Annotated in this window: 19 protein-coding genes; 5 read left to right on the top strand and 14 right to left on the bottom strand. The window is 63.5% G+C overall.

Features of this window, described 5'->3' with window-relative positions; translation table 11 throughout:
• The first annotated feature begins 72 nt into the window (after nt 1-72).
• The 5 genes from ACZCWR_RS29650 to ACZCWR_RS29670 all read left to right on the top strand — a co-directional run bounded on the left by ACZCWR_RS29650 (nt 73) and on the right by ACZCWR_RS29670 (nt 4,648).
• Complete coding sequence (locus ACZCWR_RS29650; protein WP_487305234.1) at nt 73-732, top strand: flavin reductase family protein; 660 nt, start codon at nt 73-75, stop codon at nt 730-732.
• 239 nt (nt 733-971) lie between these two features.
• Nucleotides 972-2,312, top strand: a complete 1,341-nt coding sequence (locus tag ACZCWR_RS29655) for an LLM class flavin-dependent oxidoreductase (protein ID WP_487305235.1) — start codon at nt 972-974, stop codon at nt 2,310-2,312.
• 30 nt (nt 2,313-2,342) lie between these two features.
• Nucleotides 2,343-3,155 (top strand): MetQ/NlpA family ABC transporter substrate-binding protein, encoded by an 813-nt coding sequence (locus ACZCWR_RS29660; RefSeq protein WP_487305236.1) that lies wholly within the window; start codon nt 2,343-2,345, stop codon nt 3,153-3,155.
• A 37-nt stretch (nt 3,156-3,192) separates the two neighbouring features.
• Nucleotides 3,193-3,972: a methionine ABC transporter ATP-binding protein gene (locus ACZCWR_RS29665; protein WP_487305237.1), complete on the top strand. Its 780-nt coding sequence runs from the start codon at nt 3,193-3,195 to the stop codon at nt 3,970-3,972.
• Nucleotides 3,965-4,648, top strand: coding sequence for a methionine ABC transporter permease (locus tag ACZCWR_RS29670; protein WP_487305238.1), 684 nt, complete (start codon nt 3,965-3,967; stop codon nt 4,646-4,648). The genes ACZCWR_RS29665 and ACZCWR_RS29670 overlap by 8 nt, the downstream gene beginning before the upstream one ends.
• 9 nt (nt 4,649-4,657) lie before the next feature.
• On the opposite strand, the gene ACZCWR_RS29675 is transcribed toward ACZCWR_RS29670, so the two are convergent.
• From ACZCWR_RS29675 to ACZCWR_RS29740, 14 genes are all read right to left on the bottom strand, one after another.
• Nucleotides 4,658-7,708 carry a sensor domain-containing protein gene (locus ACZCWR_RS29675; protein WP_487305239.1) on the bottom strand — a complete coding sequence of 1,017 codons (3,051 nt, stop codon included), beginning with the start codon at nt 7,706-7,708 and terminating at the stop codon, nt 4,658-4,660.
• Between the two features lie 236 nt (nt 7,709-7,944).
• Nucleotides 7,945-9,759: a sigma-54 interaction domain-containing protein gene (locus ACZCWR_RS29680; RefSeq protein WP_487305240.1), complete on the bottom strand. Its 1,815-nt coding sequence runs from the start codon at nt 9,757-9,759 to the stop codon at nt 7,945-7,947.
• 78 nt (nt 9,760-9,837) lie between these two features.
• The gene (locus tag ACZCWR_RS29685) at nt 9,838-10,980 is read right to left on the bottom strand and encodes a branched-chain amino acid ABC transporter substrate-binding protein (RefSeq protein WP_487305241.1); all 1,143 of its coding nucleotides are present in this window, start codon (nt 10,978-10,980) and stop codon (nt 9,838-9,840) included.
• Entirely contained in the window at nt 10,977-11,696 is a 720-nt protein-coding gene (locus ACZCWR_RS29690; protein WP_487305242.1) for an HAD family hydrolase, read from the bottom strand. Before ACZCWR_RS29690 ends, ACZCWR_RS29685 begins: the two co-directional genes overlap by 4 nt.
• Complete coding sequence (locus ACZCWR_RS29695; protein WP_487305243.1) at nt 11,693-12,463, bottom strand: enoyl-CoA hydratase/isomerase family protein; 771 nt, start codon at nt 12,461-12,463, stop codon at nt 11,693-11,695. Before ACZCWR_RS29695 ends, ACZCWR_RS29690 begins: the two co-directional genes overlap by 4 nt.
• On the bottom strand, nt 12,460-13,809 hold the full coding sequence (locus ACZCWR_RS29700; protein ID WP_487305244.1) for a phenylacetate--CoA ligase family protein: 1,350 nt from the start codon (nt 13,807-13,809) through the stop codon (nt 12,460-12,462). The genes ACZCWR_RS29695 and ACZCWR_RS29700 overlap by 4 nt, the downstream gene beginning before the upstream one ends.
• A 59-nt stretch (nt 13,810-13,868) precedes the next feature.
• Nucleotides 13,869-14,270 carry a thioesterase family protein gene (locus ACZCWR_RS29705; protein WP_487305245.1) on the bottom strand — a complete coding sequence of 134 codons (402 nt, stop codon included), beginning with the start codon at nt 14,268-14,270 and terminating at the stop codon, nt 13,869-13,871.
• A gap of 157 nt (nt 14,271-14,427) precedes the next feature.
• Nucleotides 14,428-16,092, bottom strand: coding sequence for an ABC-F family ATP-binding cassette domain-containing protein (locus tag ACZCWR_RS29710; protein ID WP_487305246.1), 1,665 nt, complete (start codon nt 16,090-16,092; stop codon nt 14,428-14,430).
• 78 nt (nt 16,093-16,170) lie between these two features.
• On the bottom strand, nt 16,171-18,921 hold the full coding sequence (locus ACZCWR_RS29715) for a DUF4118 domain-containing protein (protein WP_487305247.1): 2,751 nt from the start codon (nt 18,919-18,921) through the stop codon (nt 16,171-16,173).
• Nucleotides 18,922-18,935: 14 nt separating this feature from the next.
• A complete protein-coding gene (gene kdpC, locus ACZCWR_RS29720) occupies nt 18,936-19,511 on the bottom strand; it encodes a potassium-transporting ATPase subunit KdpC (RefSeq protein WP_487305248.1) in 576 nt (191 codons plus the stop codon).
• Nucleotides 19,512-19,553: 42 nt separating this feature from the next.
• Nucleotides 19,554-21,611 (bottom strand): potassium-transporting ATPase subunit KdpB, encoded by a 2,058-nt coding sequence (gene kdpB, locus ACZCWR_RS29725; protein ID WP_487306183.1) that lies wholly within the window; start codon nt 21,609-21,611, stop codon nt 19,554-19,556.
• Between the two features lie 85 nt (nt 21,612-21,696).
• The gene (gene kdpA, locus ACZCWR_RS29730; protein ID WP_487305249.1) at nt 21,697-23,505 is read right to left on the bottom strand and encodes a potassium-transporting ATPase subunit KdpA; all 1,809 of its coding nucleotides are present in this window, start codon (nt 23,503-23,505) and stop codon (nt 21,697-21,699) included.
• Nucleotides 23,502-23,597 carry a K(+)-transporting ATPase subunit F gene (gene kdpF / locus ACZCWR_RS29735; protein ID WP_309766957.1) on the bottom strand — a complete coding sequence of 32 codons (96 nt, stop codon included), beginning with the start codon at nt 23,595-23,597 and terminating at the stop codon, nt 23,502-23,504. Before kdpF ends, kdpA begins: the two co-directional genes overlap by 4 nt.
• Nucleotides 23,594-23,701: a potassium ABC transporter ATPase gene (locus ACZCWR_RS29740; RefSeq protein WP_487305250.1), complete on the bottom strand. Its 108-nt coding sequence runs from the start codon at nt 23,699-23,701 to the stop codon at nt 23,594-23,596. The genes kdpF and ACZCWR_RS29740 overlap by 4 nt, the downstream gene beginning before the upstream one ends.
• Nucleotides 23,702-23,768 lie beyond the last annotated feature (67 nt).

A 23,768-nucleotide genomic window follows, 5' to 3' on the forward strand; every position in this document is an offset into this window, starting at 1 on the left:
CAGCAAGAACCGGAGCGTATCCGGCGAGACCCGGCCGCATCATGAACCATCCACTCTCGGAGAACGAAACCCATGAATGCACCCCACGTCGTCGCCGAACCGCACATCCTCTATCTCGGCACCCCCGTTGTTCTGATCAGCACCGTCAACGAAGACGGTACGCACAATCTTGCGCCCAACTCGTCGGCTTTCTGGCTCGGCTGGCGAGGCGTGCTGGGTATCGCGTCCGCATCGCAGACCACGCGCAACCTGCTTCGCACCGGCGAATGCGTGCTGAATCTTCCATCGGTCAGCGAAGTGGGCGCGGTCGATCGCATCGCGCGCACGACCGGCACGTATCCTGTTTCCGACTTCAAACGAGCCTTGGGCTATGTCTACGAGCCCGACAAATTCGGCCGCGCGGGCATGACGAAAGTGGCGTCGGACACCGTCGGCGCTTCGCGCGCGCTCGAGTGCCCTATCCAGCTCGAAGCGGTCGTCGCCGCGACACATGGCATGGGTGAAGACAATGACGAACTGCGCGGCTTCCTGAGTCTGATCGAAGTGCGAATCAAGCGCGTGCATGTTCATCCCGACCTGCTTATGGAAGGTCACGCCAATCGAATCGATCCCGACAAGTGGTCGCCGCTGATCATGAGCTTCCAGAAGTTCTATGGCGTCAGCCGGCAGATTCACACGTCCAGACTCGCAGACATACCCGAAAAGGCATACGAACCGCTCGCGAGAGCGTGATATCGGCGTCACGCTAGTTGCGATAACCACGCTAAGTGCGATGAGCGAAAAGCTTATCGCTGCTTGCGTGGATTCTTAAGCCCCGCTTCGACTCCGTGGACATTCCTTTGGCATCGCAAAGCTAAGCGAAATTGCTTGGTTGGGTCACGCGTATCCCTTGCCTAGACTTTGAACCCATCCTGCAATTTCAGTCTTGAAAGACCCTCTCCCCGCCCCGCTTCTTCCACGAGACCGACTCCATGACCGACGCGCGGAATCGTCGCATGCATCTTGCGACGCTGCTTCAACCCAACGGCCATCACACGGCGGGTTGGCGTCATCCCGATGCGAAACTCGGCGGCGACCATGATTTCGACGTCTATCGCACACTCGCGCAGACGGCCGAGCGCGGCAAGTTCGACGTATTGTTTCTCGCCGATGCCGTCGGCCTGCGCGAACGCGAAACCACCGAGCAACTGAGCCGCTCGCCGATCACCGTCAATCTGGAGCCGCTCGGCTTGCTGTCCGCGCTGTCCGTGGTCACATCGCGAATCGGTTTGGCGGCGACGGCATCGACCACGTACAACGAGCCGTATCACGTCGCGCGCAAGTTCGCCACGCTCGATCACTTGAGTCACGGGCGCGCGGGCTGGAACGTCGTCACTTCCTTCACGGATGGCGAGGCGCGCAACTTCAGTCGCGAGCATCATCCGGATCATGCCAGCCGCTACAGCCGCGCGCGCGAATTCGTGTCGGTCGTGCAAGGCCTCTGGGATAGTTGGGACGACGATGCATTCGTGCGCGACAAACACACCGGCCGCTATTTCGATCCCGCCAGGATGCACGTGCTCGATCATCGTGGCGATCATTTTTCGGTACGCGGTCCGTTGAATATCGCGCGCTCGCCGCAAGGGCATCCGGTGCTTTTTCAGGCGGGTTCGTCCGATGACGGTCTCGAACTGGCCGCCGCCACGGCGGACGCCGTGTATGTCGCCGCGCAAACGCTCGATGAAGCCAAGGCGTATTACACGCGCCTCAAAGACAAGGTCGCAGCGCTCGGCCGCGCGCCCTCTTCCGTCAAGATTCTGCCGGGCATACAGCCGTTTATCGGGCGCACGGAGCAAGAAGCCGCGGAGAAACATCGTGCGCTGCTCGAACTCATTCATCCCGATGCGGGGCTCGGCATCTTATCGACGCTGATCGGCGTCGATATGTCCGAGTATCCGCTCGATGGCCCGGTGCCCGAGTTGCCCGTCACCGAAAGCCATCGCAGCCGGCAAAAGCTGCTTCTCGATCTGGCGCGCAGAAACAATCTCACGGTCAGGCAACTGTACGGACACGTGTGCAATGGCGCGGGGCATCACACGGTTATCGGGACTGCGGCGCAGGTGGCCGACCGCTTGCAGCACTGGTTCGAAAGCAATGCCGCCGATGGCTTCAACATTCTTCCGCCGTATCTGCCGGGCGGTCTGGATGATTTCGTCGATCACGTCATTCCCGAACTTCAACGGCGCGGCCTGTTCCGCACCGAATACGAAGGCACCACGTTGCGCGACCATCTCGGGCTCGATGTGCCGACGCGGGATCGGCGAAATTTCTAACTATTTATCAAAGGCCGATAGGACACGCTCATGCTCCACCGCACCGTACTCAAACTCGCGCTCGCCACACTCGTAAGCGGACTGCTCGCGACCAGCGCGAGCGCGCAAGCCACCAAACCGCGTGTGCTCAAAGTGGCGACCGGCGGCGTGGCGCCCTACGCCGATATTCTCAAGTTTGCGCTGGATCACTCCGATCTGAAGCAGCAAGGCGTCGATGTTCAGGTCGTGCAAATGACGGACTTCGTGCAGATCAATCCGCTGACCGACCAGAAGCAACTCGATGCGAATTTCTTCCAGCATTTCCCCTATCTCGATCAATCGAATCACGATCATGAGACGCATCTGGTGCCGGTGGTTCCTGTGTTCACGTCGGTGTTCGGTGCTTACTCGAAGCGCTATAAATCGGTCAAGGATTTACCCGACGGCAGCCTGATCGTGTTTCCCAACGATCCCGCCAACAGCGGCCGTTCGCTGGCACTCTTCGCGGACTATGGCCTGATTACCCTACGTCCCGGCGCGGGCATCAAGGCGACGCAGGCGGATATCGCAAGCAATCCGCATCATTTCAAGTTTCGCGAAGTCGATCAGCTCATGCTCACGCGCACGCTCGACGATGCCGATCTCGTCGCGATCAACGCCGCCTATATCCTGCAACTCGGCATGAGCCCGGCGAAGGATGCGCTCATCACCGAGAAAGTCGATCGCTTCCCGAGCGGTCTCGTCGCCCGTCCCGACAACAAGAACGACGAAGCCGTGCAGAAGCTCGCCAAGGCGCTCACCACGCCGGAAGTGCGCCAGTTCATGACGCAGAAATTCGGCGACTCGGTAAAGCCGCTGTTCTGATCAACCGACATTTCGACATTCCATTCGAGAGGCGCGCATGTTCGAACTAGACAGAGTCGGCAAGGTTTATGAAACGCGCGATCAACGCGTCGAAGCCGTGGCCGATGTATCGCTCAAGGTGAGCGAAGGCGATATCTTCGGCATCGTCGGTTTTTCAGGCGCGGGCAAATCCTCGCTGATCCGCCTGATGAACCTGCTCGATCGGCCGACGAGCGGCAGCGTGCGACTCAAGGGCCGCGATCTGACCGACATGCCGCCCGCCGAACTGCGCCGGACGCGGCAATCCATCGCGATGATCTTTCAGCACTTCAATCTCATCAACAACAAGACGGTCGCGGCGAACGTGTCGTTTCCGCTGGAAATAGCGCGCGTTCCGCGTGCCGAACGTGAGGCGCGGGTGCGCGAGTGTCTGTCCATCGTCGGTCTGCTCGATAAGCTCGATGCCTATCCGGCGACGCTCTCCGGCGGTCAGAAACAACGCGTGGCGATCGCGCGCGCCATGGCGAATCGTCCCTCGGTGCTGCTGTGCGACGAGCCGACATCGGCGCTCGATCCGCACTCGTCGCAGGAGATTCTCGATTTTCTGCTGAAGGTGAACCGCGAGTTGGGCGTGACGGTCGTGATCGTGACGCATCAAATGTCGATCGTGAACGAGATATGCAACAAGGTCGGCGTGATGGAAGCGGGACGGCTCGTGGAGACGTTCGCGCTTGCCAACCATGCCTATCGACCGGTGAGCGATATCGGCCGTTTGCTCACGCGTCATCGCGATGGCGCTATCGACAACTCATTCGAAGCGAGGCGCGCTTATGCCTGATTCCATCCATGCAGCCGTCGAGAATATCGCGCACCGGCTGCCCGAATTGCTCGTGTCGCTGAGCGAAACATTTTTGATGGTGGGCATTGCGCTGGGCGCGGCGGTTCTCATCGGCATACCGGTCGGCACGTTTCTGTATCTCACGCGCAAGGGCGGTTTGATCGAACGTCCACGGCTGTTCGCGCTGTTCGACGTGCTGGTGAATATCGTGCGCTCGTTCCCGTTCATGATCCTGATCGTCGCGCTGATTCCGGTGACGCGTTTTCTGCTGGGAACCTCGCTCGGCACGGTCGCGGCTTCGGTGCCGCTGTCGATCGTCGCGATCGTCTATTACGGGCGGCTCGTCGAACAATCGCTGCTCGATGTGGATCGCGGCGTGATTACCGCTGCCGTTTCGATGGGCGCCACCTTGCCCGAGATCGTCTTCAAGGTGCTGCTCGTGGAGGCGCGCTCGGGCATCGTGTACGGGCTGACGATCGCGACGATCAGCTTCCTGTCTTTCTCGACGCTGGCCGGCGCGGTGGGCGGAGGCGGCATCGGCGACTTCGCGATCCGCTATGGATACTTCCGCTTCGAGACCGATACGATGGTGTTCACGATCGTGGTCATCGTGCTGCTGGTGCAGGCGATCCAGTTCTCCGGAAGCCGGATCGCGCGGGTGATCGATAAGCGCTAGCGCTTGCTCTCACGCGGCAGTCGCTTGCCTCACGCCGAGCACTGCCGCAAGGTCGGACATGTTGGTCGTATCGAGCATCACGAAGCTGTGCAGCGCCGCCCTCGCGTCGATCTCGAAGCAACGCTTGCCACGGATCGTCGCTTTGACGTCGTCCGCCTCGATCTTCGCGATCTCGGCGGCGAGCGGATGCCCCTGGCGCTTCAGGATGGCGCCCAGACGCGCGTCGACCATCACCCGGTCCATGCTCCAGCTTGCGCGGTTCGAAAGCGCATTCTCGCCGGCCAGCACGCTATCGGCGACGACTTCCAGACCCATCGCGCGGAGCTTCAGAAGATCGGAGCGAAGGCTTTCGGTGTTGACGCGGGCGGTGCCGCGTTCGAGCCGCAGTTCGAGACGGTGCGCGTCCACGCCACTTTCTCGCAACGCCAGCGTGAGCGTCTCGGCGAAGTCACTGGTCAGAAGCTGCTTCGGATAGACCGGCACGCAAACGGTGATCTCGGGCTGGCGCGTGGCGAGCATGCAGGCCTCGCGCAGGATCCAGTCGCCAAGCGGAACGACCAGACCGCTTTGCTCGGCCACGCGCAGATAGGTTTCCTTGCCGATCCGCCCGAGCGTCGGGTGATTCCACCACGGCTGGACTTCGACCGCGATCGCGTGGGTCGCCGAGCAGCGCACGCTGCAGGCCAGATCGAACTCGCGCGCCTTGATGCCGATCAGCATGTCGTGCGCGAGATGCCGCTCGGTCTCGGCGGAGGTTTCCGCGTCCTCGGCGTAGAAGGTGAAGGTGCCGCGCTGGTTGCCCTTGGAACGATAGAGCGCGACATCGGCGAAGCGGAACAGTTCGTCTTCTTCGAGCGTATCCTGCGGCGTCAACGCGATGCCGATCGACAGGCCGACTTCGAGCCACCGCTCGCCATGCGCGATCGGCTGCGACACCGACTCGATGAGCCGCTCCGCAAGCTCGACCACCTGCGGCCGCGAAAGGTTCGAGGCCGCGACGACGAACTCGTCGCCGCCGATCCGCGCGACCAGTTGGCCTTCCGTCACCTCGCCCGTCAGGCGAGCCGCGACGGTGCGCAGCACGAGGTCGCCGATATCGTGGCCGAAGGTATCGTTGATCGGCTTGAAGTGATCGAGATCGAGGTAGAACAGCGCAAGCTCGCTATCGGTCGCCGAGAGCACCTGACGCATGAACTTGCGCAGGCCGAGCCGGTTCGGCAGGCCGGTCGCCGGGTCGTGCTGCACCTCTTTCTGAGCGCGCGAGAGATCGGCGGCGAGCGAAACGTCGGCGGTGATATCGGTGGCGATCTTGACGATCTTGAAGGGCTTGCCGTTCAGGTCGTAGATCGGGTTGTAGGACGCCTGAATCCAGACTTCGGACCCGTTCGCGGCAATGCGCCTGAACTTCGAGGACAGGAACTTGCCCTCGCGCAGATCGCCCCAGAAGCGCGCGTAATCGGCGTGCGCGGCGGAATCCTTGTCGACGAACATGCTGTGGTGCCGGCCCATGACCTGCGCGAGCGTATAGCCCATCAGCGTGAGGAAATTGTCGTTCGCTTCCAGCACATTGCCTTCCATGTCGAACGAAACCACGCTCTGCGACTTGTTGATCGCGGCGATCTGTCCTTCGTAATCGCCTTGCCGCAACTTCTGCTCGGTCACATCGACGGCGTTCTTGACCACCTTGAAGGTGCGCCCGTTCATGTCGAGGATCGGATTGTAGGAAGCCTGCAGCCAGATTTCCCGGCCATCGCGGCCCACGCGCTTGAATTCGCCCGCCTGATACTCACCCGCGGCGAGCGCCTGCCAGAACTTCCCGTAGTCTTCGCCTTCCCTTTCCTCGGGCGCGACGAACATGGAATGATGGCGGCCGATCACTTGCGACAGCCGGTAGCCCGTCAGGTCGAGGAAGTTGTCGTTGGCGTCGAGAACCGTGCCGTCGATATTGAAGGCAACGACGCTCTGCGACTTGTGGATCGCCGCAATCTGGCCTTGATGGTCGGCCTGCCGCAGCTTCTCGCGCGTGACCACCGTCGCGTATTTGACGATCTTGAAGGGCCGGCCTTCCTGATCGAGCACCGGGCTGTAGATCGCCTGCAGCCAGATGTCGCGCTTGTCGCGGCCGATGCGCCGGAACTCGCCGCTGCGATGACGGCCGGCTGCCAGATCGCTCCAGAAGATCTCGTAGTCGAGGCTATGCGCGTAGGCGGGATCGACGAACATGCGGTGATGGCGGCCTTCGAGTTCCTCCATCGTGTAACCGACTGCTTCGAGAAAGTTTCGGTTGGCATCGAGAATGGTGCCGTCCGGCGCGAAGGTCACGATACATTGCGACTTGTCGATCGCGGCAATCTGGCCTTCGAAATCGGCGTTCTGCTGCTTCTCCGATGTGACATCGACGGCATATTTGACGATCTTGAACGGACGCCCTTCTAGATCGAGAATGGGATTGTAGGTCGCGCGCAGCCAGACGGCCTGCCCGTCCTTGCGGAATCGCCGGTACTCGCCGGACGCGTGCGAGCCGTCGCGCAAACTCGCCCAGAACGCGGCATAGGACGGGTCGATGGCCTCGTCGGCGGCGACGAACATCCGGTGATGCCGGCCGACGACTTCATCGAGTCCGTAGCCGGTTGCATCGAGAAACTTGTCGTTGGCCTGAAGGATCGTGCCGTCCATCGCGAAATGGATGACGGCCTGCGAAGTGTTGATGGCGGCGATCTGGCCGGCTTCATCGGCGGCGGACATCATGCGGGCGGTGACATCGCGCACCAGCATGACGATCTCGGCCACCGCGCCGTTCTTGGCTGCGATCGGTATGCAGGAGACTTCGGTCCAGAAGGACGTGCCATCGCGCTTCAACTGCTGCATCTCGCCGAAGAACGCCTCGGCGGTTTCCAGCACGGTGTCGATCTGGTCCGGCGCGCTCGCACCCGTTGCATGCGGCCTGAAGATGCTGCGATTGCGTCCGACGAGTTCCCAACCCTTGTAGTCGAAAAGGTCCAGGAATCGCTCGTTCACGCGAAGAATGCTGCCATCGGGCGCGAAGGCGATTCGCCCCATGCTTCGCTCGATTGCTTGCGCGTCGGCCGGGGTAAAGGAGTATTTGATCGGATTGTTGAGCATCATCACCCGCCAGTAAGAGTTGCGGCGATATGCGCCGATGACGGGTTGAAACGAAGTTGGCTCATGGATCGAACACGATTACCGCCTAACCTCTTTCCCCAGCGCAGACTTTCTCGTTAACGACAGGGAATCGAAAAAATTAAACCGGGCGCAGGGATGATTTCGAGCAGGTTTCACGTCCAGCTTTTGATCGACCTTTCAAGCCGGATGCCATGCCGCTTCATCTTGGCGTACAAGGCTGGTTTGGACACGTCGAGCAGCTTCGCGCAATTCGTGACGTTGTAGCGGCACGCGACCAGCGCGGTCTCGATCGCCTGTCTTTCCGCGTGCATCAATGAAACGGGTTCCGCGCGCGCAGGCTCGCGCGCCGTATCGATAGCAACACCCGCCGCGGCCTCGCGATGCAGGAACGAAGCCACGTCCGCGATGCACTCGCCCTCGTTGAAATTGACTAGTTTCTCGACGAGATTCTCGAGCTCCCGGACATTGCCCGGCCAGTCGTGCGCCTGAAGTTGTTTCATCGCCTGATCGCTCAGCAGCGGCGTCGGCTTGTGCATGCGCGTGCAGTAGCGTTCGAGAAAGAACGCGGCCATCGCGGGAATGTCCGCGCTGCGCTCGCGCAAGGGCGGAATGACGATCTCGATGACATTGCACCGATAGTAAAGGTCCTCACGGAACGTCTTGTCGCGCACCATCGACGCCAGATCGCGATTGCTCGCGCACACGATGCGCACGTCCACCGGAATGCCGCGCGTGTCTCCGATGCGCGTCACTTCGCGTTCCTGCAGCACGCGCAGCAGTTTCGCCTGCACGTCGATGGGCAGCTCCGAGATTTCGTCGAGAAACACCGTGCCGCCATCGGCGGATTCGAACTTGCCCGGGCGTCCGTCGCGCGCCGCGCCCGTGAAGCTGCCCGGCGCATGACCGAACAGCTCGCTTTCGATCAGCGCATGCGGCAGCGCCGCGCAATTGATCGCGATGAACGGCTGCGTGGCACGCACGCTCGCGTTGTGGATGGCCTGCGCGAACACTTCCTTGCCGACGCCGCTCTCGCCCGACAGCAGCACGTTCGACGCACCGCGCGCCGCCTTCCTCGCGGCATCGAGCGCGTGCTGCATGCCGCCCGCCGAGCCCACCACGCTATCGAAGGTGAAGCGCGCATGATTGCCCGCATAGCGGCCGGCGATCTTGCGCACGCGCCGCATCTCGCGGAAGGTGTTGACGACGGACACCACTTCGCCACAGCGGTTCTTGATGGGAATGGCCGTATCCAGCAGATGCAGATGACGCGCCGGCGAATCGATGATGAGCTCGCGGTCCACATACCCCACGCCGGTCCGGTAGATCGGCGCGATGATCGGCTCGAAGTCGATCACCTCGGTCAGCGTGCGGCCGATGCTCGTTTTCGGATCGATGCCGAGAATACGCCCCGCGACCGAATTGACATGCCGCAATACCTGACCCTGACCGACCACCATCAGCCCGTCGCCAATATGATCGATGATCGCGCGCTGCTCCTCGACGAGCGTGTCGTAGGCGGCGAGATCGAAGGTGCGCTGCAACAGCACGTCGAGTGTGGCGCCGAGCAGCGTGATCCAATTCGCAAGCGCGGGTCCGGCCGGCTTCGCGTGCAGCGCGATCAGGAACACGCGGCGGCCGTGGGCTTCGACGCGCAAGGCAAACGCGCGCGGCGCCGATTCGGGCCCGCCGGGCAACGCGAGCGTCGCGCAACGTTCGGCCGGCATCGACGTGGCCGCTTCCGCGAGCGCGGCGAGGCGCGTGGCCGGACACTGCGCGAACAAGTCGTCCAGCAAGCTCCGCGATGCGGCAATCTCATCGAACCCTTCCAGCACATGCCCGGCGCGATCCAGCGTGAACACGCACGCGCGCGCCTCGATGGCGGCGAGACGGCGCGCGCTGCGCCAGCGCGTGCAAGCCAGTGCGCTCTCCAGTGTGGCGGTGTCGGGATCGGGCGCGACGGTGGCCATGTCTAACCTGCGAAGGGTCGGGCAACGCTTTCGACTATATCAGTACAAAATCACGTCGCCCGAGGGCTGCCGACGCATTCAATCCTTCTGCGCAATCGCCGTGAGCGCGCCGCCGTCGAGCTTGTACACGGTCACCGGCGCATCGACCCAGTCGCCGTTCGCATCGAACCGTACGGGTCCGAGAATGCTCGCGAACGCCTGCTCGCGCAGCGCCTTGACGAAGACTTCGGGCTTGGTGGAACCGGTCTTCTGCATCGCATCGGCGACCACCAGCGTGGCGGCGTAGAAGGCGGGCGCGTAGGTATCGACATCCGCGTTGAAGGCGCTCTTGAAGCGCGCGCGGAAGCTCTTGCCGTCGGGCAAGGTGTCGAGCGGCGCGCCGCCCTGCGCGCAGAACATGCGCTTGTCCGAGACACCCGCCGAGAGCTTGTCGAACTCCGGCGAGCAAATGCCGTCACCGCCGACCAGCGTCGCATTGATGCCGAGTTCGCTCATCTGCCGCGCGAGCGTCGCGGCCTGCGCATAGTAGCCGCCATAGAACACCACTTGTGGATTGCGCGACTTGATCTGCGTGAGAATCGCCTTGAAGTCGGTCGCCTTGTCCGTGCTGTATTCCCGCGCGACCACCTGCATGTCCGACTTTTTCGCGTTCTCGACGAAGACATCGGCGACGCCCACGCCGTACGCGGTGCGATCGTCGATCACGGCGGCACGCTGCGCGCCCAGCACCTTCGCGGAATAGAGCGCCATGCGCCCGCCCATCACGTTGTCGTTGGTGGCGAGGCGAAACACGTAGGGATAGCCGAGATGCGTGAGTTGCGGATTCGACGATGCGCCCGTCATCATCACGACGTGAGCATCGTTGTAGATGCGCGCCGCCGGAATGCTCACGCCCGAGTTGTAATGGCCGATGACCGCCGCCACGCCGTCGTCCACGAGCTTCTGAGCGACGTTCACGCCGACCTTGGGGTCGCCCTGATCGTCCATCGAGATCAGTTCGAAACGCACGGGCTTGCCCGCGATCATGAACGCTTTCGCGTTCAGTTCGTCGATGGCGAGCCGCACGCCGCGCTCGTCGTCCTTGCCGCTTTGCGCGCCGCTGCCCGTCAGCGGTCCGGCCACGCCGATCTTCACCACTTCCTGCGCCGTCACGCCGCGCGCCATGCCGAACATGGCGGCCATGCATGCAACGAATGCCAACGCCGTTTTCATCGGTTTCATCTCGTTTCCCCAGTCGCTGTGAATGACAGATCTTCCAGAACGTCGCGCACCGGCGCGAGCGTGTCGAATTCGAAATCGGGACGCGGCTGCCAGTCGCCCAGCGTGCCGCCGCCGCGATTGATCCACGCCACCGCCATGCCGAGCGGCTTCGCGCCGTCGATATCGGCCCAGCTCGCGAGCGAGCAATGCAGCACGTCGGCGGCATCGAGCGCGAGACGGTCCAGCGCGAGCGTGAAGATCGCCTGCGAGGGCTTGTAGGCGCGCGCCATTTCCGCCGTGGTCACGTGTTCGAAATAGCGCGTGAGTTGCGTGCGCCGCCACAGATCGCTGTCCATGTTGGTGATCGGCATGAGCGGATAGCGCGACGCCGCCCAGTCGAGAAACGGTTGCGCGTCCGCATGCGCGGGCGAGGCCTCGACCAGATGCGTGAGGAACAGATCGGTCAGCGCATCGAGGGCGTGACCGCTGCGCGCGCCGGGCCAGCGTGCATCGAGACACGCCGCGAGCGCCTGTTGCGCGACCTCGCGATAGCGCGCGTACGCCTGCCCGCGATACAACCGCACGTTGCGGATGTCCCAGTCCAGATACACATCGAACGCGCTGTCGTCCGTTTCCACCGACAGCCTGCGCATCACTTCGGCCATGCCGGCCGTGCCGCCGCGATCGACATCGACGAGCGTGCCGAAGTAATCGAAGGTCAGGGCTTTCGGGTTCATCGCGAGGCTCCCTTTCTGGCGGCGAACGCCTTGACGCGTCGGGCGGCGTCGGGATCGGCAAACGCCTCGATGGTCGCCGCGCTTTCGAGGTCGAGACTGCGCGAGAGGGCATCCGACAACTCGCTCACCACCAGCCGCTTGAGTTTCGATACCGATGACGCCGAGCGCTGCGTCACGCGCGTCGCCAGTTCCATCGCGGTGTCGAGCACGGCATCGCGCGGCACCACGCGATTGACGAGGCCCATCGACGCGAGCTTTTGCGCGTTCTGGCGTTCGCCCAGCAGCCACAACTCCATCGCCCTTTGATGCCCGAGCGCCTGCGGCAAAAGATGCGTCACGCCGCCCGTCACGAACTGCCCCCACTCCATCTCGGGAAAAAAGCACACGAGATCGCCGGATGCCACCACCATGTCGCAGTTGAGCATCCATTCGAAGCCGCCGCCGACGGCATAACCGTGCACCGCGCCGATCACCGGCTTCGCGTTGAACATCAGATCGCGCGTGATGCGCTGGATCCGTCCGATATGGCTGCGGATGCTTGCATCGCTTGCGCTTTGCAGATCGAATTCCTTGAGATCGTCGCCCGCGCAAAACGCGCGGCCCGCACCGTTGAGCACGATTGCGCGGCACGACGGGTCGTCGTTGGCGGATTGCAGCGCGTCGTGCAGATCGTCGAGCAACGCGCCGCCGATGGCGTTCATCCGTTCAGGCCGGTTCAGCGTGACGATGGACACGGCATCGTGCGCGCTCAGGAGGACGTCGTTCATGCAGGCTCCTTGTCGATCCAGCGCGTCTTGCCTTCGGTGCGCGGGAAATGTTCGAATGGCACCATCGTCACCGCCGCGCTCGCGCCGATGCGTTCGCGCACCGCGTGCTCGATACGCTGCGCCGCCTCCGGCCACTGTTGCGCGGCGAGGCCGCTCGCCGCTTCCACCTTCATCGCGATGCGGTCGTACGGTCCATTGCCCTTGAGCACGATGCGGAACTGCCCCGACGCCCATTGCGGCAACGCTTCGACCGCGAGCCGCACCGCGCCCGGAAACACGTTGACGCCGCGCACGTTGAACATGTCGTCGGTGCGGCCCGTCACGCGAAAACGCCATGCGCTGCGGCCATCCGGGCCGGGCTCGACGGCGGTCACCGTCACCACGTCGCGCGTGCGGTAACGCACCAGCGGCTGACATTGCTTGCGCAGATGCGTGCACACCAGCTCGCCTGTGACGCCCTCGGCAATCGGCAGGCGTTGCAGCGTGTCGGGATCGACGATCTCCGTGAAGACGACATCGGCTGCGTGATACAGCAGGTCGTTGGTCCAGTCGGTCTGTCCGCCGAGAATACTCAGGACTTCCGACAAACCGAAGTTGGCGTTGCGCACCTTGAAGCCCCACTTCTCCTCCATGCTCGCGCGCAGTTCCGGGTTGTCGAGGCCCGCTTCGCCGCCGAACAAACCCAGCTTCAATCCCAGATCGCGCGGCGCGGGGCCGCCCGTTTCACGCAGTATCTGTTCGATGAGCGCGGGGTATGAAGGCGTGCATGAAATCGCGTTGATGCCAAGGTTCAGGATCGAATCGATCAACAGCCGCGTGCTGCCGACGCCGAACGGCACCACGGTCGCGCCGGTGGCTTCGAGGATCGTGTGATCGGTGAAGCCGCCTGTCCACATGCAATAGTTGAGGCAATGGACCACGCGGTCTTCCGGCCGCAGTCCGGCGGCCCACATCGAGCGTGCGCCGACCCGCGCGATATCCTGCGCATCGCGCGTGCTGTTGGCGAGGATCAGCGGCCGGCCCGTCGTCCCCGATGTCCGATGCAGCCGCGCGATGCCGCTCTCCGCGCACGCCACGTAGTTTCCGTAGGGCGAGGCGCCCTCCTGACTCACGCGCAACTCGTCCTTCTCGGTGAAGGGCATGTCCTGCAGCGTGTCGAGCGTGATGTCGTCGCGCCCGATCCATGGCGAGAGCTTGCCGCGATAAAAAGCGGACCTCGCGCGCAGATGCAGCCACTGCCGCGCCCATGACGCGTCCTGGTGACGCCGCACATCCGCGGGCGCGAGCGTCTCGAACGCTTCGTCGAAACAGATGCCGTGTGCCGGCGCTGAAGCAGCCACGTCCATGGTTTTCCTTTTGATGAGCGGCGCATGCCGCGTTGAATGAGTCGCGCGACTTGCAGCGTTCATCGCGCCTTGCGTTTCGCGGCGCGCGCCTCGATCACCGCGCGCTCGACGATGGCGCGTGCATGGCTCGCGCTGGCGACCGGACCGAGCGCATCGGATGCGGCGACATCGAACCAGTACAGCGCGCCTTCGACATGACGAAAGGTCGCCGTGGCGGCGACATCGACACCGGGCGGCGTCGGCGCCAGATGATCGAGATGCGTCGTGACGCCGACGGATAGCTGTCCGTCTCGCAACTCGCCTTGCATGAGGGCGGCACATGCGCGCTCGATCACCGCGAGCAAGGCGGGCGTCGAAAGCACGTCGGGATAGTGCTCGGCGGCCGAATGCGCATGCGCGGAGGCAAGGTCGGCGGAAGTGACGGTGTGAGTGAGCGTGGCGCTTCGGCCTGCATCGATCATGGACGGCTCCGGGTTGTCTGGAGCCGCCTGAATGCAAGGGCCGGGCCAATGATGCGCAAGCCTTGTAGGACGGGGCCTGGCGGGATTCGAACGGAACGTGGAGCGGCGCGGCGTTAAGATTCTTAACGTTGCGACTCTTAACGGTCAGCGGGTTTCTTTACGCTCCGGCCGCTTCCTCGCGCATGCGGCGCGCTTCGTCGCGCAGGAATTGCTGATAGTCGTCGAGATCGCCATCGAACGGTTCGACGCCACCCTTGGTGACGAGCCAGAATTCGTCGCATACCGCGCGCAGCAGCGAGCGGTCGTGACTCACCAGCATCACCGTGCCTTCGAATTCGTTGAGCGCCATGCCGAGCGCTTCGCGGGTCGCCAGATCCAGATGGTTGGTCGGCTCGTCGAGCAGCAGCAGGTTGGGACGCTGCCACACGATCATGCACAACACGAGCCGGGCCTTCTCGCCGCCGCTCATGGTGCCGACTGCCTGATGGACCATGTCGCCGCTGAAGCTGAAGGTGCCGAGAAACGTGCGAAGCGATTGTTCGGTGCCGCTCTGGCCGGGCGCGCGCATGTGCGCGGGCGTGTCCTTGGCAAGCCGGATCATGTGTTCCATCGGCGTGTCGAGCGGACGCAGCACGTCGAGTTCCTGCTGCGCGAAATAGCCGATGTTCAACCCCTTGCCTTCGCTGATCTCTCCGGCAATCGGCGTCAGCGCGTGCGCCACGGTCTTCACCAGCGTGGACTTGCCCTGCCCGTTGGCGCCGAGAATGCCGATACGCTGCCCCGCCAGCACGGATCGATTGATGCCCCGAACGATCACCGTGGGCGGCGTGCCCGGCGCTGCATCGGCCGGTGCCGGATAGCCGAAGCTCGCATCCAGCATCGACAACAGCGGGTTCGGAACGTTGAGCGGCTCCTTGAACTCGAAGTTGAACTCGGCGTCGGCCAGCACGGGCGCGATCTTTTCCATGCGTTCGAGCGCCTTGACGCGGCTCTGCGCCTGCTTCGCCTTCGAAGCCTTGGCCTTGAAACGGTCGATGAATTTTTGCAGGTGCGCGATCTTGTCCGCCTGTCTGGCCATCGCGGCTTGCTGCAAAAGAAGTTGCTCGGCGCGCATGTCTTCGAACTTGCTGTAGTTGCCGCCGTAACGCACGAGCTTGGCGTTATCGACGTGCACCGTCACCTGCGTCACCGCGTCGAGAAATTCGCGATCGTGGCTGATCACGACGAGCGTTCCCTGATAGCGCTTGAGCCACGCTTCGAGCCAGACCAGTGCGTCGAGGTCCAGGTGATTGGTCGGTTCATCGAGCAGCAGCAAGTCGGACGGGCACATCAGCGCGCGCGCCAGTTGCAACCGCATGCGCCAGCCGCCGGAAAAACTGTTGACGGGCTGGTCGAGCTGCGCCGCCGTGAAGCCGAGGCCCAGAATGAGCGCCTGCGCGCGTGCGGGGGCATCGTGCGCACCGGCGTCGTGCAGGGCCATGTAGGCGTGCGCCATGCGCATGCCGTCGTCGCTGGCTTCGGCGGCATCCACCTCGGCCTGCGCGGCGAGCAAGCCGGTGTCGCCTTCGATCACGAAGCCGGTCGCGCTCTGCTCGGTTTCCGGCATGTCCTGCGCGACTTGCCCCATTTTCCACGCGGCGGGAATCGAAAATTCGCCGCCGTCTTCGTGCAGCGTGCCGTTGAGAAGGCCGAAGAAGGACGATTTGCCCGCGCCATTGCGGCCCACGAGGCCGATCTTTTCGCCGGGAGTGAAGGTGACGGATGCGCGGTCGAGCACAACATTGACGCCGCGACGCAGCGTGACATTACGGATGGAAATCATGGGGAGGGACGCCGGAGAGGACAGCCATGATAGCCGACGGGAGGGATCATCCGGACTTTTCGACGCTCGTCGGTTTGATTACTCGTCCCGGCTTTCTTCCTCCGGCAACACGCCGGCCAGCGGCGACGCCTCTGCCGGAAGCGTGAACCAAAAGCTCGCGCCCGCGATCCGTCCGTTCTCCAGGCGATTCTCCGCGCCGATCTCGCCGCCGTGGGCTTCGACAATGGCGCGGCATATCGCGAGACCCAAACCCACGCCCGACTGCGCCGACTCCTTCTCACCGCGCGTGAATTTCTCGAACAACTTGCTCTGCATGCCGGCCGGGATGCCCGGTCCCCGATCATCCACCCGAACGCGAACGATCCGATTCCCGCCACTGGTTTCCACCCGCGCGGAGATGTCGATGTCCGTATCGCCGGGCGTGTACTTCGCGACGTTCTCAAGGAGATTGGCGAACAGGCGGTCCATCAAGACGGCATCGAGTTGCAGCAGGGGCAAGTCGGCCGGAATACGCGTGTGCACGCGCCGTCCCGCCAACGTGCGTTTCATCCCGGCAAGCGCGGCGCCCACGGCCTCCTCCAGCATCGACCATTGCCGATTCAGGCGAATGACGCCCGCCTGCAAACGAGCCATGTCGAGCAGGTTCGTGACCAGCCCGCTCATGCGCAGCGCTTCGTCGTGGATCGCATGGACGAGTTCCTGCGAACGCGCGGTGCCGTCCGTCGCCTGTTCTTCGAGAATGGACGCGAAGCCGACGATAGATGTCAACGGCGTGCGCAGATCGTGCGAGATGGCCGAGAGCAGCGAATTGCGCAGACGCTCCGACTCCATGTTGACGAGCGCGTCCTGCGCGATTTCGACGTAATGCACGCGTTCGAGCGCAAGCGCGATTTGCGCCGCGAACGTCTCGATCATGCGGCGTTGCTCGGGAATCTCCAGATCGGTTGCTCGCTGAGGCGCGAAGGCCAGCACGCCGCGCGTGCGCATGGGTGCCTTGAGCGGCAGATAAAGCGCTTGCGCGGCGGGCAAGGTATCCGTGCTGCGTCCTGCGGGCTTTTGTTGATCGTAGACCCATTGCGCGATATCGAGATCGAGTTCGTTCTTCCCGAGCGTCGTCTCTGAACTCACTTCGGCCACTTTCTGCTGCACTTTCTCGCCGCTGTCGGGCAACAGAAGCGCGGCCTTCGCGTGAAAAACCTCGGCGATATGCCGCGTGCCGATCTCGATGATCTGCTCCGTCATGAGCGCGGCGGCGAGTTCCTTGGTCATCGCGTACATGGCGCCGGTGCGCCGTTCGCGCTGCGAGGCGATCTTCGCTTCACGCCTTAGACTCGATGTCAGGTGACTGATGGTGAGCGAGGTAAGCAGCATCACCGCGAAGGTCAAGAGGTACTGCGTGTCGCTCACGGTGAACGACATGACCGGGGCAACGAAAAAATAATCGAACGCAGCGACGGACAGGAACGACAACATGACGCCCGGTCCGCGCCCGAGCCGCACGGCCGCGAAAATCACGCCGAGCAGATAGAGCATCACGAGGTTCGTGACCGCGAACCGTTGCGTCGCCAGAGCGCTTGCAAGCAGCGTGATGGCCGCGCCGATGACGATGGCGAACGCGTACGCGCGCGGCGGCGAACGCATGCCGTCGCGCAGCACGCCGAAATCGAGCGTCGAAGGCGGCGACCCTTCTCGCGCGCCCGCCGAAACGAGCGTGACGTCGATATCTGCCGCCTGCCGGATGATGCGCTCACTCACGGGCCGATCGAGCACGCGCCGCCATCCACGTGCCGCAGACGCACTCGCCACCAGCTTCGACACGTTGCGCATGCGCGCGTAGTCGATCAGCGTGGCGGCGGCATCCGCGCCATCCAGCGTGACGGTTTCCGCGCCGAGTTCGGACGCGAGCTTGAGCGCATCGAGCGTGCGGCGGCGCTGATCGTCGGACAGGCGTTGCAGCTTCGGCGTTTCGACATAGACGGCGAGCCAGTCGGCTTTCAGCGCCGCCGCCAGCCGCGCCGCCGCGCGCACCAGCGCGGCGCTTTCCGGGCCCGGTCCCACGCATGCGATCAAACGCTCGCGCGCCCGCCAGATACGCTCGATCGACTGATCCGCGCGGTACTCGCGCATCTGCGCATCGACGCGGTCGGCGGTACGGCGCAAGGCCAGCTCACGCAGCGCGATCAGATTGCCCTTGCGAAAGAAATTGCGCACCGCGTTTTCGGCCTGCGCGGGCATGTAGACCTTGCCATCGCGCAAACGGTCGAGCAGTTCCTCGGGCGGCAAATCGACCAGCGTCACTTCGTCGGCGAGATCGAACACGCGGTCGGGCACCGTCTCCCACACGCGAATGCCCGTGATGCGCCCGACGATATCGTTCAGGCTTTCCAGATGCTGCACATTGACGGTCGTATAAACGTCGATGCCCGCATCGAGCAACTCCTGCACGTCCTGCCAGCGCTTCAGATGACGCGCGCCCTGCACGTTCGAATGCGCGAGTTCATCGACGAGAACGAGTTGCGGCTTGCGCGCGAGGGCGGCATCGAGATCGAATTCGGCGAGCAGCCGCCCGCGATATTCGATACGCGCCGCCGGCACCATTTCGAGGCCTTCGAGCAGCGCGAGCGTCTCCTTGCGGCCATGCGTTTCGACCACGCCGATCACCACATCCACGCCCTCTTCCTCGCGCCGTCTTCGCGCGGCCTGCAACATCGCGAAGGTCTTGCCGACACCTGCCGATGCGCCGAAAAACACCTTCAAGCGCCCGCGCTGAAGTTTCTCCTCATCGCGCTGGAGCTTGTCGAGCAGTTGGTCGGGATCGGGGCGGGTCATCGGTCTCGCTCGGCTCAGCCTTTGGCCGCATCCAGCGCGAGATTGAGCTTCAGCACGTTGACGCGCGCTTCGCCCAATACGCCGAACTGGCGTCCGTTGGTCGCTTGCTGAACGATCGCCTCGACTTGCGGCACGGTCATGCCGCGCGCTTTAGCCACGCGTGCAACCTGATACGCGGCGGCGGCAGGACTGATTTCGGGATCGAGGCCGCTGCCCGAGGACGTGACCAGATCGACCGGCAGCGGCGACGTGTTATCCGGATCGACCGCGTGCAGCGCATCGATACGCGCCTTGATCTCGTCCGCAAGCGCGGGATTGGTCGGCCCGAGATTCGAGCCGCTCGAACTGCCCGCGTTATACGGATTCGGCGTCGTGGCCGAGAGCCGCCCCCAGAAATACTTGGGCGCGTCGAACTGCTGGCCGATGATTTCCGAGCCGACCGTCTTGCCATCGCGCTCGATCAGACTGCCATTGGCCTGACGATGAAACGCCGCCTGACTGACGGCCGTGACCACCGCCGGATAGATCAGACCGGTCACCACCGTCAGCGCGACGAACAGCACCAGCGCCGGGCGAAGAATGTTCTTCATGATGTCTTTGTCCTTTGAACCATTATGACGTTAAGCGCGGCTTCAACTCCAGCCGAGCGCCGTGATGACCATATCGATCAGCTTGATGAACGGAAACGGCAGAACGATGCCGCCCAGCCCGTAAATCAGCAGATTGCGCCGCAACAGCGATGCAGCACCCAGCGCCCGATACTTCACGCCCTTCAGCGCAAGCGGAATCAGGAACACGATGATCAGCGCGTTGAAGATCACCGCCGACAGAATCGCCGATGCGGGCGAGGCCAGATGCATCACATCCAGCACGCGCAGTTGCGGATAGGTCGTGGCGAACGCCGCCGGAATGATCGCGAAGTACTTGGCGACATCGTTGGCAATCGAGAAGGTCGTGAGCGAACCGCGCGTCATCAACATCTGCTTGCCGATCTCGACGATCTCGATCAGCTTGGTCGGGTTCGAATCCAGATCGACCATGTTGCCCGCTTCCTTCGCGGCCTGCGTGCCGGTGTTCATGGCAACGGCCACATCGGCTTGCGCGAGCGCGGGGGCGTCGTTAGTGCCATCGCCGGTCATGGCGACGAGCCGCCCTTCGGACTGATGCGCGCGGATCGTGGCGAGCTTCGTCTCCGGCGTGGCTTCCGCCAGAAAATCGTCGACACCGGCTTCGGCGGCAATCGCAGCGGCGGTCAGGCGGTTATCGCCCGTGACCATCACCGTCTTGATGCCCATCTTGCGCAACTCGGCAAAGCGCTCCTTGATGCCGCCCTTCACGATGTCCTTCAACTCGATCACGCCGAGCGGGCGCGTCGCGCCATCGATGGTTTCCGCGACGACCAGCGGCGTGCTGCCACGGCGCGCGACATCGTCCACGGCGCTTTGCACGTCCTGCGGAAAGCGCCCGCCGCGCTCCTCGACGTACTTCTTCACCGCATCCGCCGAGCCCTTGCGAATCTCGCGATTGGGCAGATCGACGCCGCTCATGCGCGTTTGCGCGGTGAACGCGAGGAACGTCGCGCCCAGGGTCGCCATGTCGCGCTCGCGGATATTGAAGCGCTGTTTGGCCAGCACGACGATGCTGCGGCCCTCCGGCGTTTCATCCGCGAGCGACGCCAGTTGCGCGGCGTCGGCAAGCACGCGCTCGTCCACGCCCGGCGCGGCGGTGAACGCCGACGCCTGACGGTTGCCCAGCGTGATCGTGCCGGTCTTGTCGAGCAGCAACACATCGACATCGCCCGCCGCTTCCACGGCGCGGCCTGAAGTCGCGATCACGTTCGCCTGCATCATGCGGCTCATGCCCGCCACGCCAATGGCGGAAAGCAGCCCGCCGATGGTCGTCGGAATCAGGCACACGAGCAGCGCCACGAGCGCGGTGATCGTGACGACATGGCCCGCCTTCGCGGCTTCGACCGAGAACATCGAGAACGGCAGCAAGGTGGCCGTGGCGAACAGCAGCACGAGCGTGAGCGCGACCAGCAGAATGGTCAGCGCGATCTCGTTCGGCGTCTTCTGACGCTTGGCGCCTTCGACCATCGCGATCATGCGGTCGAGAAACGCCTCGCCGGGATTCACGCTCACGCGCACCACGATCCAGTCCGACAGCACGCGCGTGCCGCCCGTCACCGAAGAAAAGTCGCCGCCCGATTCGCGGATCACCGGCGCGGATTCGCCCGTGATCGCGGATTCATCCACCGACGCCACGCCTTCGATCACTTCGCCATCGGCGGGAATCACGTCGCCTGCTTCGACCAGCACCACGTCGTTCTTGACCAGATCGGTCGAGGTCGTGATGCGGATCGGCGACTTCGGATGCGGCTCGTTGAGCTTCTTCGCCATCACGTTGTGCTTGGCGTTGCGCAAGGACGCGGCCTGCGCCTTCGAGCGGCCTTCGGCGAGCGCTTCCGCGAAGTTCGCGAACAGCACCGTGAACCACAGCCACAGCGCGATTGCCAGGATGAAGCCTGCGGGCGCTTCGGCCTGACCGGCGAGCGCGGCAATCCACAACACGGTTGTCAGGATGCTGCCGACATACACGCAGAACATCACCGGATTGCGCAACTGCGTGCGCGGCGCGAGCTTCCTGAACGAATCGACGATCGCCGGTTTGAGGAGCGCCGGATCGAACATCGAACCTGCTGCCGTGCGCGCTTGCCCGAGATTCTCGGGACGGTGCATCGGAGGTTGATTGAGTTGATTCATGCTGTCCTCGAATTCAATGGCCGGAGATCATCGTGATGTGCTCGACGATGGGGCCGAGCGCGAGCGCGGGAATGTAGGTGAGCGCGCCGACGAGCAGCAGCGTGCCGAGCAGCAGCACCACGAACAGCGGGCCATGCGTGGGCAAGGTGCCCGCCGTGACGGCGAGACGCTTCTTGGCGGCAAGCGAACCCGCGATCGCGAGGATCGGAATGAGCGAGCCGAAGCGGCCGAACCACATCGCGATGGCGAGCGACACGTTGTAGAACGGCGTGTTCACCGACAGCCCGCCGAACGCGCTGCCGTTGTTGTTGGCGGCGGAACTGAACGCGTAGAGGATTTCGGAGAAACCGTGCGCACCCGGATTCGCGATGCCCGCCGTGCCCGCAGCCGTCAGCACGGCGACCGACGTGCCCGCCAGCACCAGCAGCGGCGTCAGCAGAATGACGATGGACACCATCTTCATCTCGAACGACTCGATTTTCTTGCCCACGTATTCGGGCGTGCGGCCGATCATCAACCCGGCGACGAATACCGCGAGCAATGCGAACGCGAGCATGCCGTACAGGCCCGAGCCGACGCCACCGAAGATCACTTCGCCAAGCTGAATGAGCAGCATGGGCACGAGTCCGCCGAGCGGTGTCAACGAGTCGTGCGTGTTGGCCACAGCGCCGCATGACGCCGCGGTGGTCGCGACCGTGAAAATGCCCGACTGCGCAATGCCGAAGCGCGTTTCCTTGCCTTCCATGTTGCCGCCCGCCTGAAGCGCGGAGGCGTTCGTATCGACCTTGAGCGACGAATAAAGCGGATTGCCCGCCTGCTCCGCCGTGATCTCGCTCGCGCACGCCACGCTGAACGCGATGGTCATCGCCGCGAGCACCGCGTAACCCTGCCGCTTATCGCCCACCGTGCGCCCGAACACCACGCACAGCGCCGCCGGAATGATCAGCATGGCAAGCATCTGCACGAAGTTGGAAAACGGCGTCGGGTTCTCGAACGGATGCGCCGAGTTCGCATTGAAGAAACCGCCGCCATTGGTGCCGAGCATCTTGATGGCTTCCTGCGATGCCACCGGCCCCATCGGCAGCGATTGCTTGTCGGCCTTCGCGTCCTGCATCACCGGATTGCCCTTCGCGTCTTTCACGGCGTTGCCTTGCGCATCGGTCTTGGGCGTTTGATAGGTCGTGGTCTGAAGCGTCGGCACATCCACGTATGCCTTGAAGTTCTGGATCGCGCCCTGGCTCACGAACACCAGCGCGAAGATCATCGCGAGCGGCGCGAGAATATAGAGCGTCGTGCGCGTGAGATCGACCCAGAAATTGCCGATGGTCTGCGCCGTATGCCGCTTGAAACCGCGGATCAGCGCGATCACCACGGCAATGCCCGTGGCGGCAGAGACGAAGTTCTGCACCGTGAGGCCCAGCATCTGCGCGAGATAGCCGAGCGTGCTTTCGCCGCCGTAGTCCTGCCAGTTCGTGTTGGTCACGAAGCTCACGGCGGTATTGAACGCGGCATCCGGCGTCATGCCGGCCATGCCTTGCGGATTGGCCGGAAGCAGGCCTTGCAGCCGCAAAATCGCATAAAGCACGAGCGCGCCGAGCACGTTGAACAGCATGACGGCGAGTGCGTAGTGCTTCCACGACATCTCGCTTTCGGGATCGACGCCCGCGAGGCGATAGAGCAGGTTTTCGAGCGGCCGCCCGAACCTGCGCACGACGACGGACGATCCATCGAGCACATTGGCGATGTAGCGCCCAAGCGGAATGGCGAGCGCGATCAGTACGACGATGAAGAGCGCCGTCTGCATGAAAGTGTTGGCGTTCATTCGAGGTCCTCCGCGCGTAACAGCGCGTACACGAGGTACACGAACAACAGCAGCGTGGAGGCAGCCGCGAGCCAGATCATCCAGGCGCTCATGGACGGCCTCCCGTCGCGCGGCGGCCGAGCTTTTCGCAGCCGCTTGCGAGCGCCACGCACAGTCCCCAGAACAGGACGATGCCGGCCAGATAAATGAAGTCCATTTTGTGTTCTCCCCAAGTGCGGTTCAGGACAGCGTGGAGAATACGAAAACGGACGTAAAGGACGTGC

The organism is Caballeronia sp. A2-2, from assembly GCF_057612605.2.

What these genes read in the sequence shown, in the direction of transcription:
- ACZCWR_RS29650 (WP_487305234.1), top strand. Translation starts at nt 73, where the DNA reads ATGAATGCACCCCACGTCGTCGCCGAACCGCACATCCTCTATCTCGGC.
- ACZCWR_RS29655 (WP_487305235.1), top strand. Translation starts at nt 972, where the DNA reads ATGACCGACGCGCGGAATCGTCGCATGCATCTTGCGACGCTGCTTCAA.
- ACZCWR_RS29660 (WP_487305236.1), top strand. Translation starts at nt 2,343, where the DNA reads ATGCTCCACCGCACCGTACTCAAACTCGCGCTCGCCACACTCGTAAGC.
- ACZCWR_RS29665 (WP_487305237.1), top strand. Translation starts at nt 3,193, where the DNA reads ATGTTCGAACTAGACAGAGTCGGCAAGGTTTATGAAACGCGCGATCAA.
- ACZCWR_RS29670 (WP_487305238.1), top strand. Translation starts at nt 3,965, where the DNA reads ATGCCTGATTCCATCCATGCAGCCGTCGAGAATATCGCGCACCGGCTG.
- ACZCWR_RS29675 (WP_487305239.1), bottom strand. Translation starts at nt 7,708, where the DNA reads ATGGGGCGAATCGCCTTCGCGCCCGATGGCAGCATTCTTCGCGTGAAC.
- ACZCWR_RS29680 (WP_487305240.1), bottom strand. Translation starts at nt 9,759, where the DNA reads ATGGCCACCGTCGCGCCCGATCCCGACACCGCCACACTGGAGAGCGCA.
- ACZCWR_RS29685 (WP_487305241.1), bottom strand. Translation starts at nt 10,980, where the DNA reads ATGAAACCGATGAAAACGGCGTTGGCATTCGTTGCATGCATGGCCGCC.
- ACZCWR_RS29690 (WP_487305242.1), bottom strand. Translation starts at nt 11,696, where the DNA reads ATGAACCCGAAAGCCCTGACCTTCGATTACTTCGGCACGCTCGTCGAT.
- ACZCWR_RS29695 (WP_487305243.1), bottom strand. Translation starts at nt 12,463, where the DNA reads ATGAACGACGTCCTCCTGAGCGCGCACGATGCCGTGTCCATCGTCACG.
- ACZCWR_RS29700 (WP_487305244.1), bottom strand. Translation starts at nt 13,809, where the DNA reads ATGGACGTGGCTGCTTCAGCGCCGGCACACGGCATCTGTTTCGACGAA.
- ACZCWR_RS29705 (WP_487305245.1), bottom strand. Translation starts at nt 14,270, where the DNA reads ATGATCGATGCAGGCCGAAGCGCCACGCTCACTCACACCGTCACTTCC.
- ACZCWR_RS29710 (WP_487305246.1), bottom strand. Translation starts at nt 16,092, where the DNA reads ATGATTTCCATCCGTAATGTCACGCTGCGTCGCGGCGTCAATGTTGTG.
- ACZCWR_RS29715 (WP_487305247.1), bottom strand. Translation starts at nt 18,921, where the DNA reads ATGACCCGCCCCGATCCCGACCAACTGCTCGACAAGCTCCAGCGCGAT.
- kdpC (WP_487305248.1), bottom strand. Translation starts at nt 19,511, where the DNA reads ATGAAGAACATTCTTCGCCCGGCGCTGGTGCTGTTCGTCGCGCTGACG.
- kdpB (WP_487306183.1), bottom strand. Translation starts at nt 21,611, where the DNA reads ATGTTCGATCCGGCGCTCCTCAAACCGGCGATCGTCGATTCGTTCAGG.
- kdpA (WP_487305249.1), bottom strand. Translation starts at nt 23,505, where the DNA reads ATGAACGCCAACACTTTCATGCAGACGGCGCTCTTCATCGTCGTACTG.
- kdpF (WP_309766957.1), bottom strand. Translation starts at nt 23,597, where the DNA reads ATGAGCGCCTGGATGATCTGGCTCGCGGCTGCCTCCACGCTGCTGTTG.
- ACZCWR_RS29740 (WP_487305250.1), bottom strand. Translation starts at nt 23,701, where the DNA reads ATGGACTTCATTTATCTGGCCGGCATCGTCCTGTTCTGGGGACTGTGC.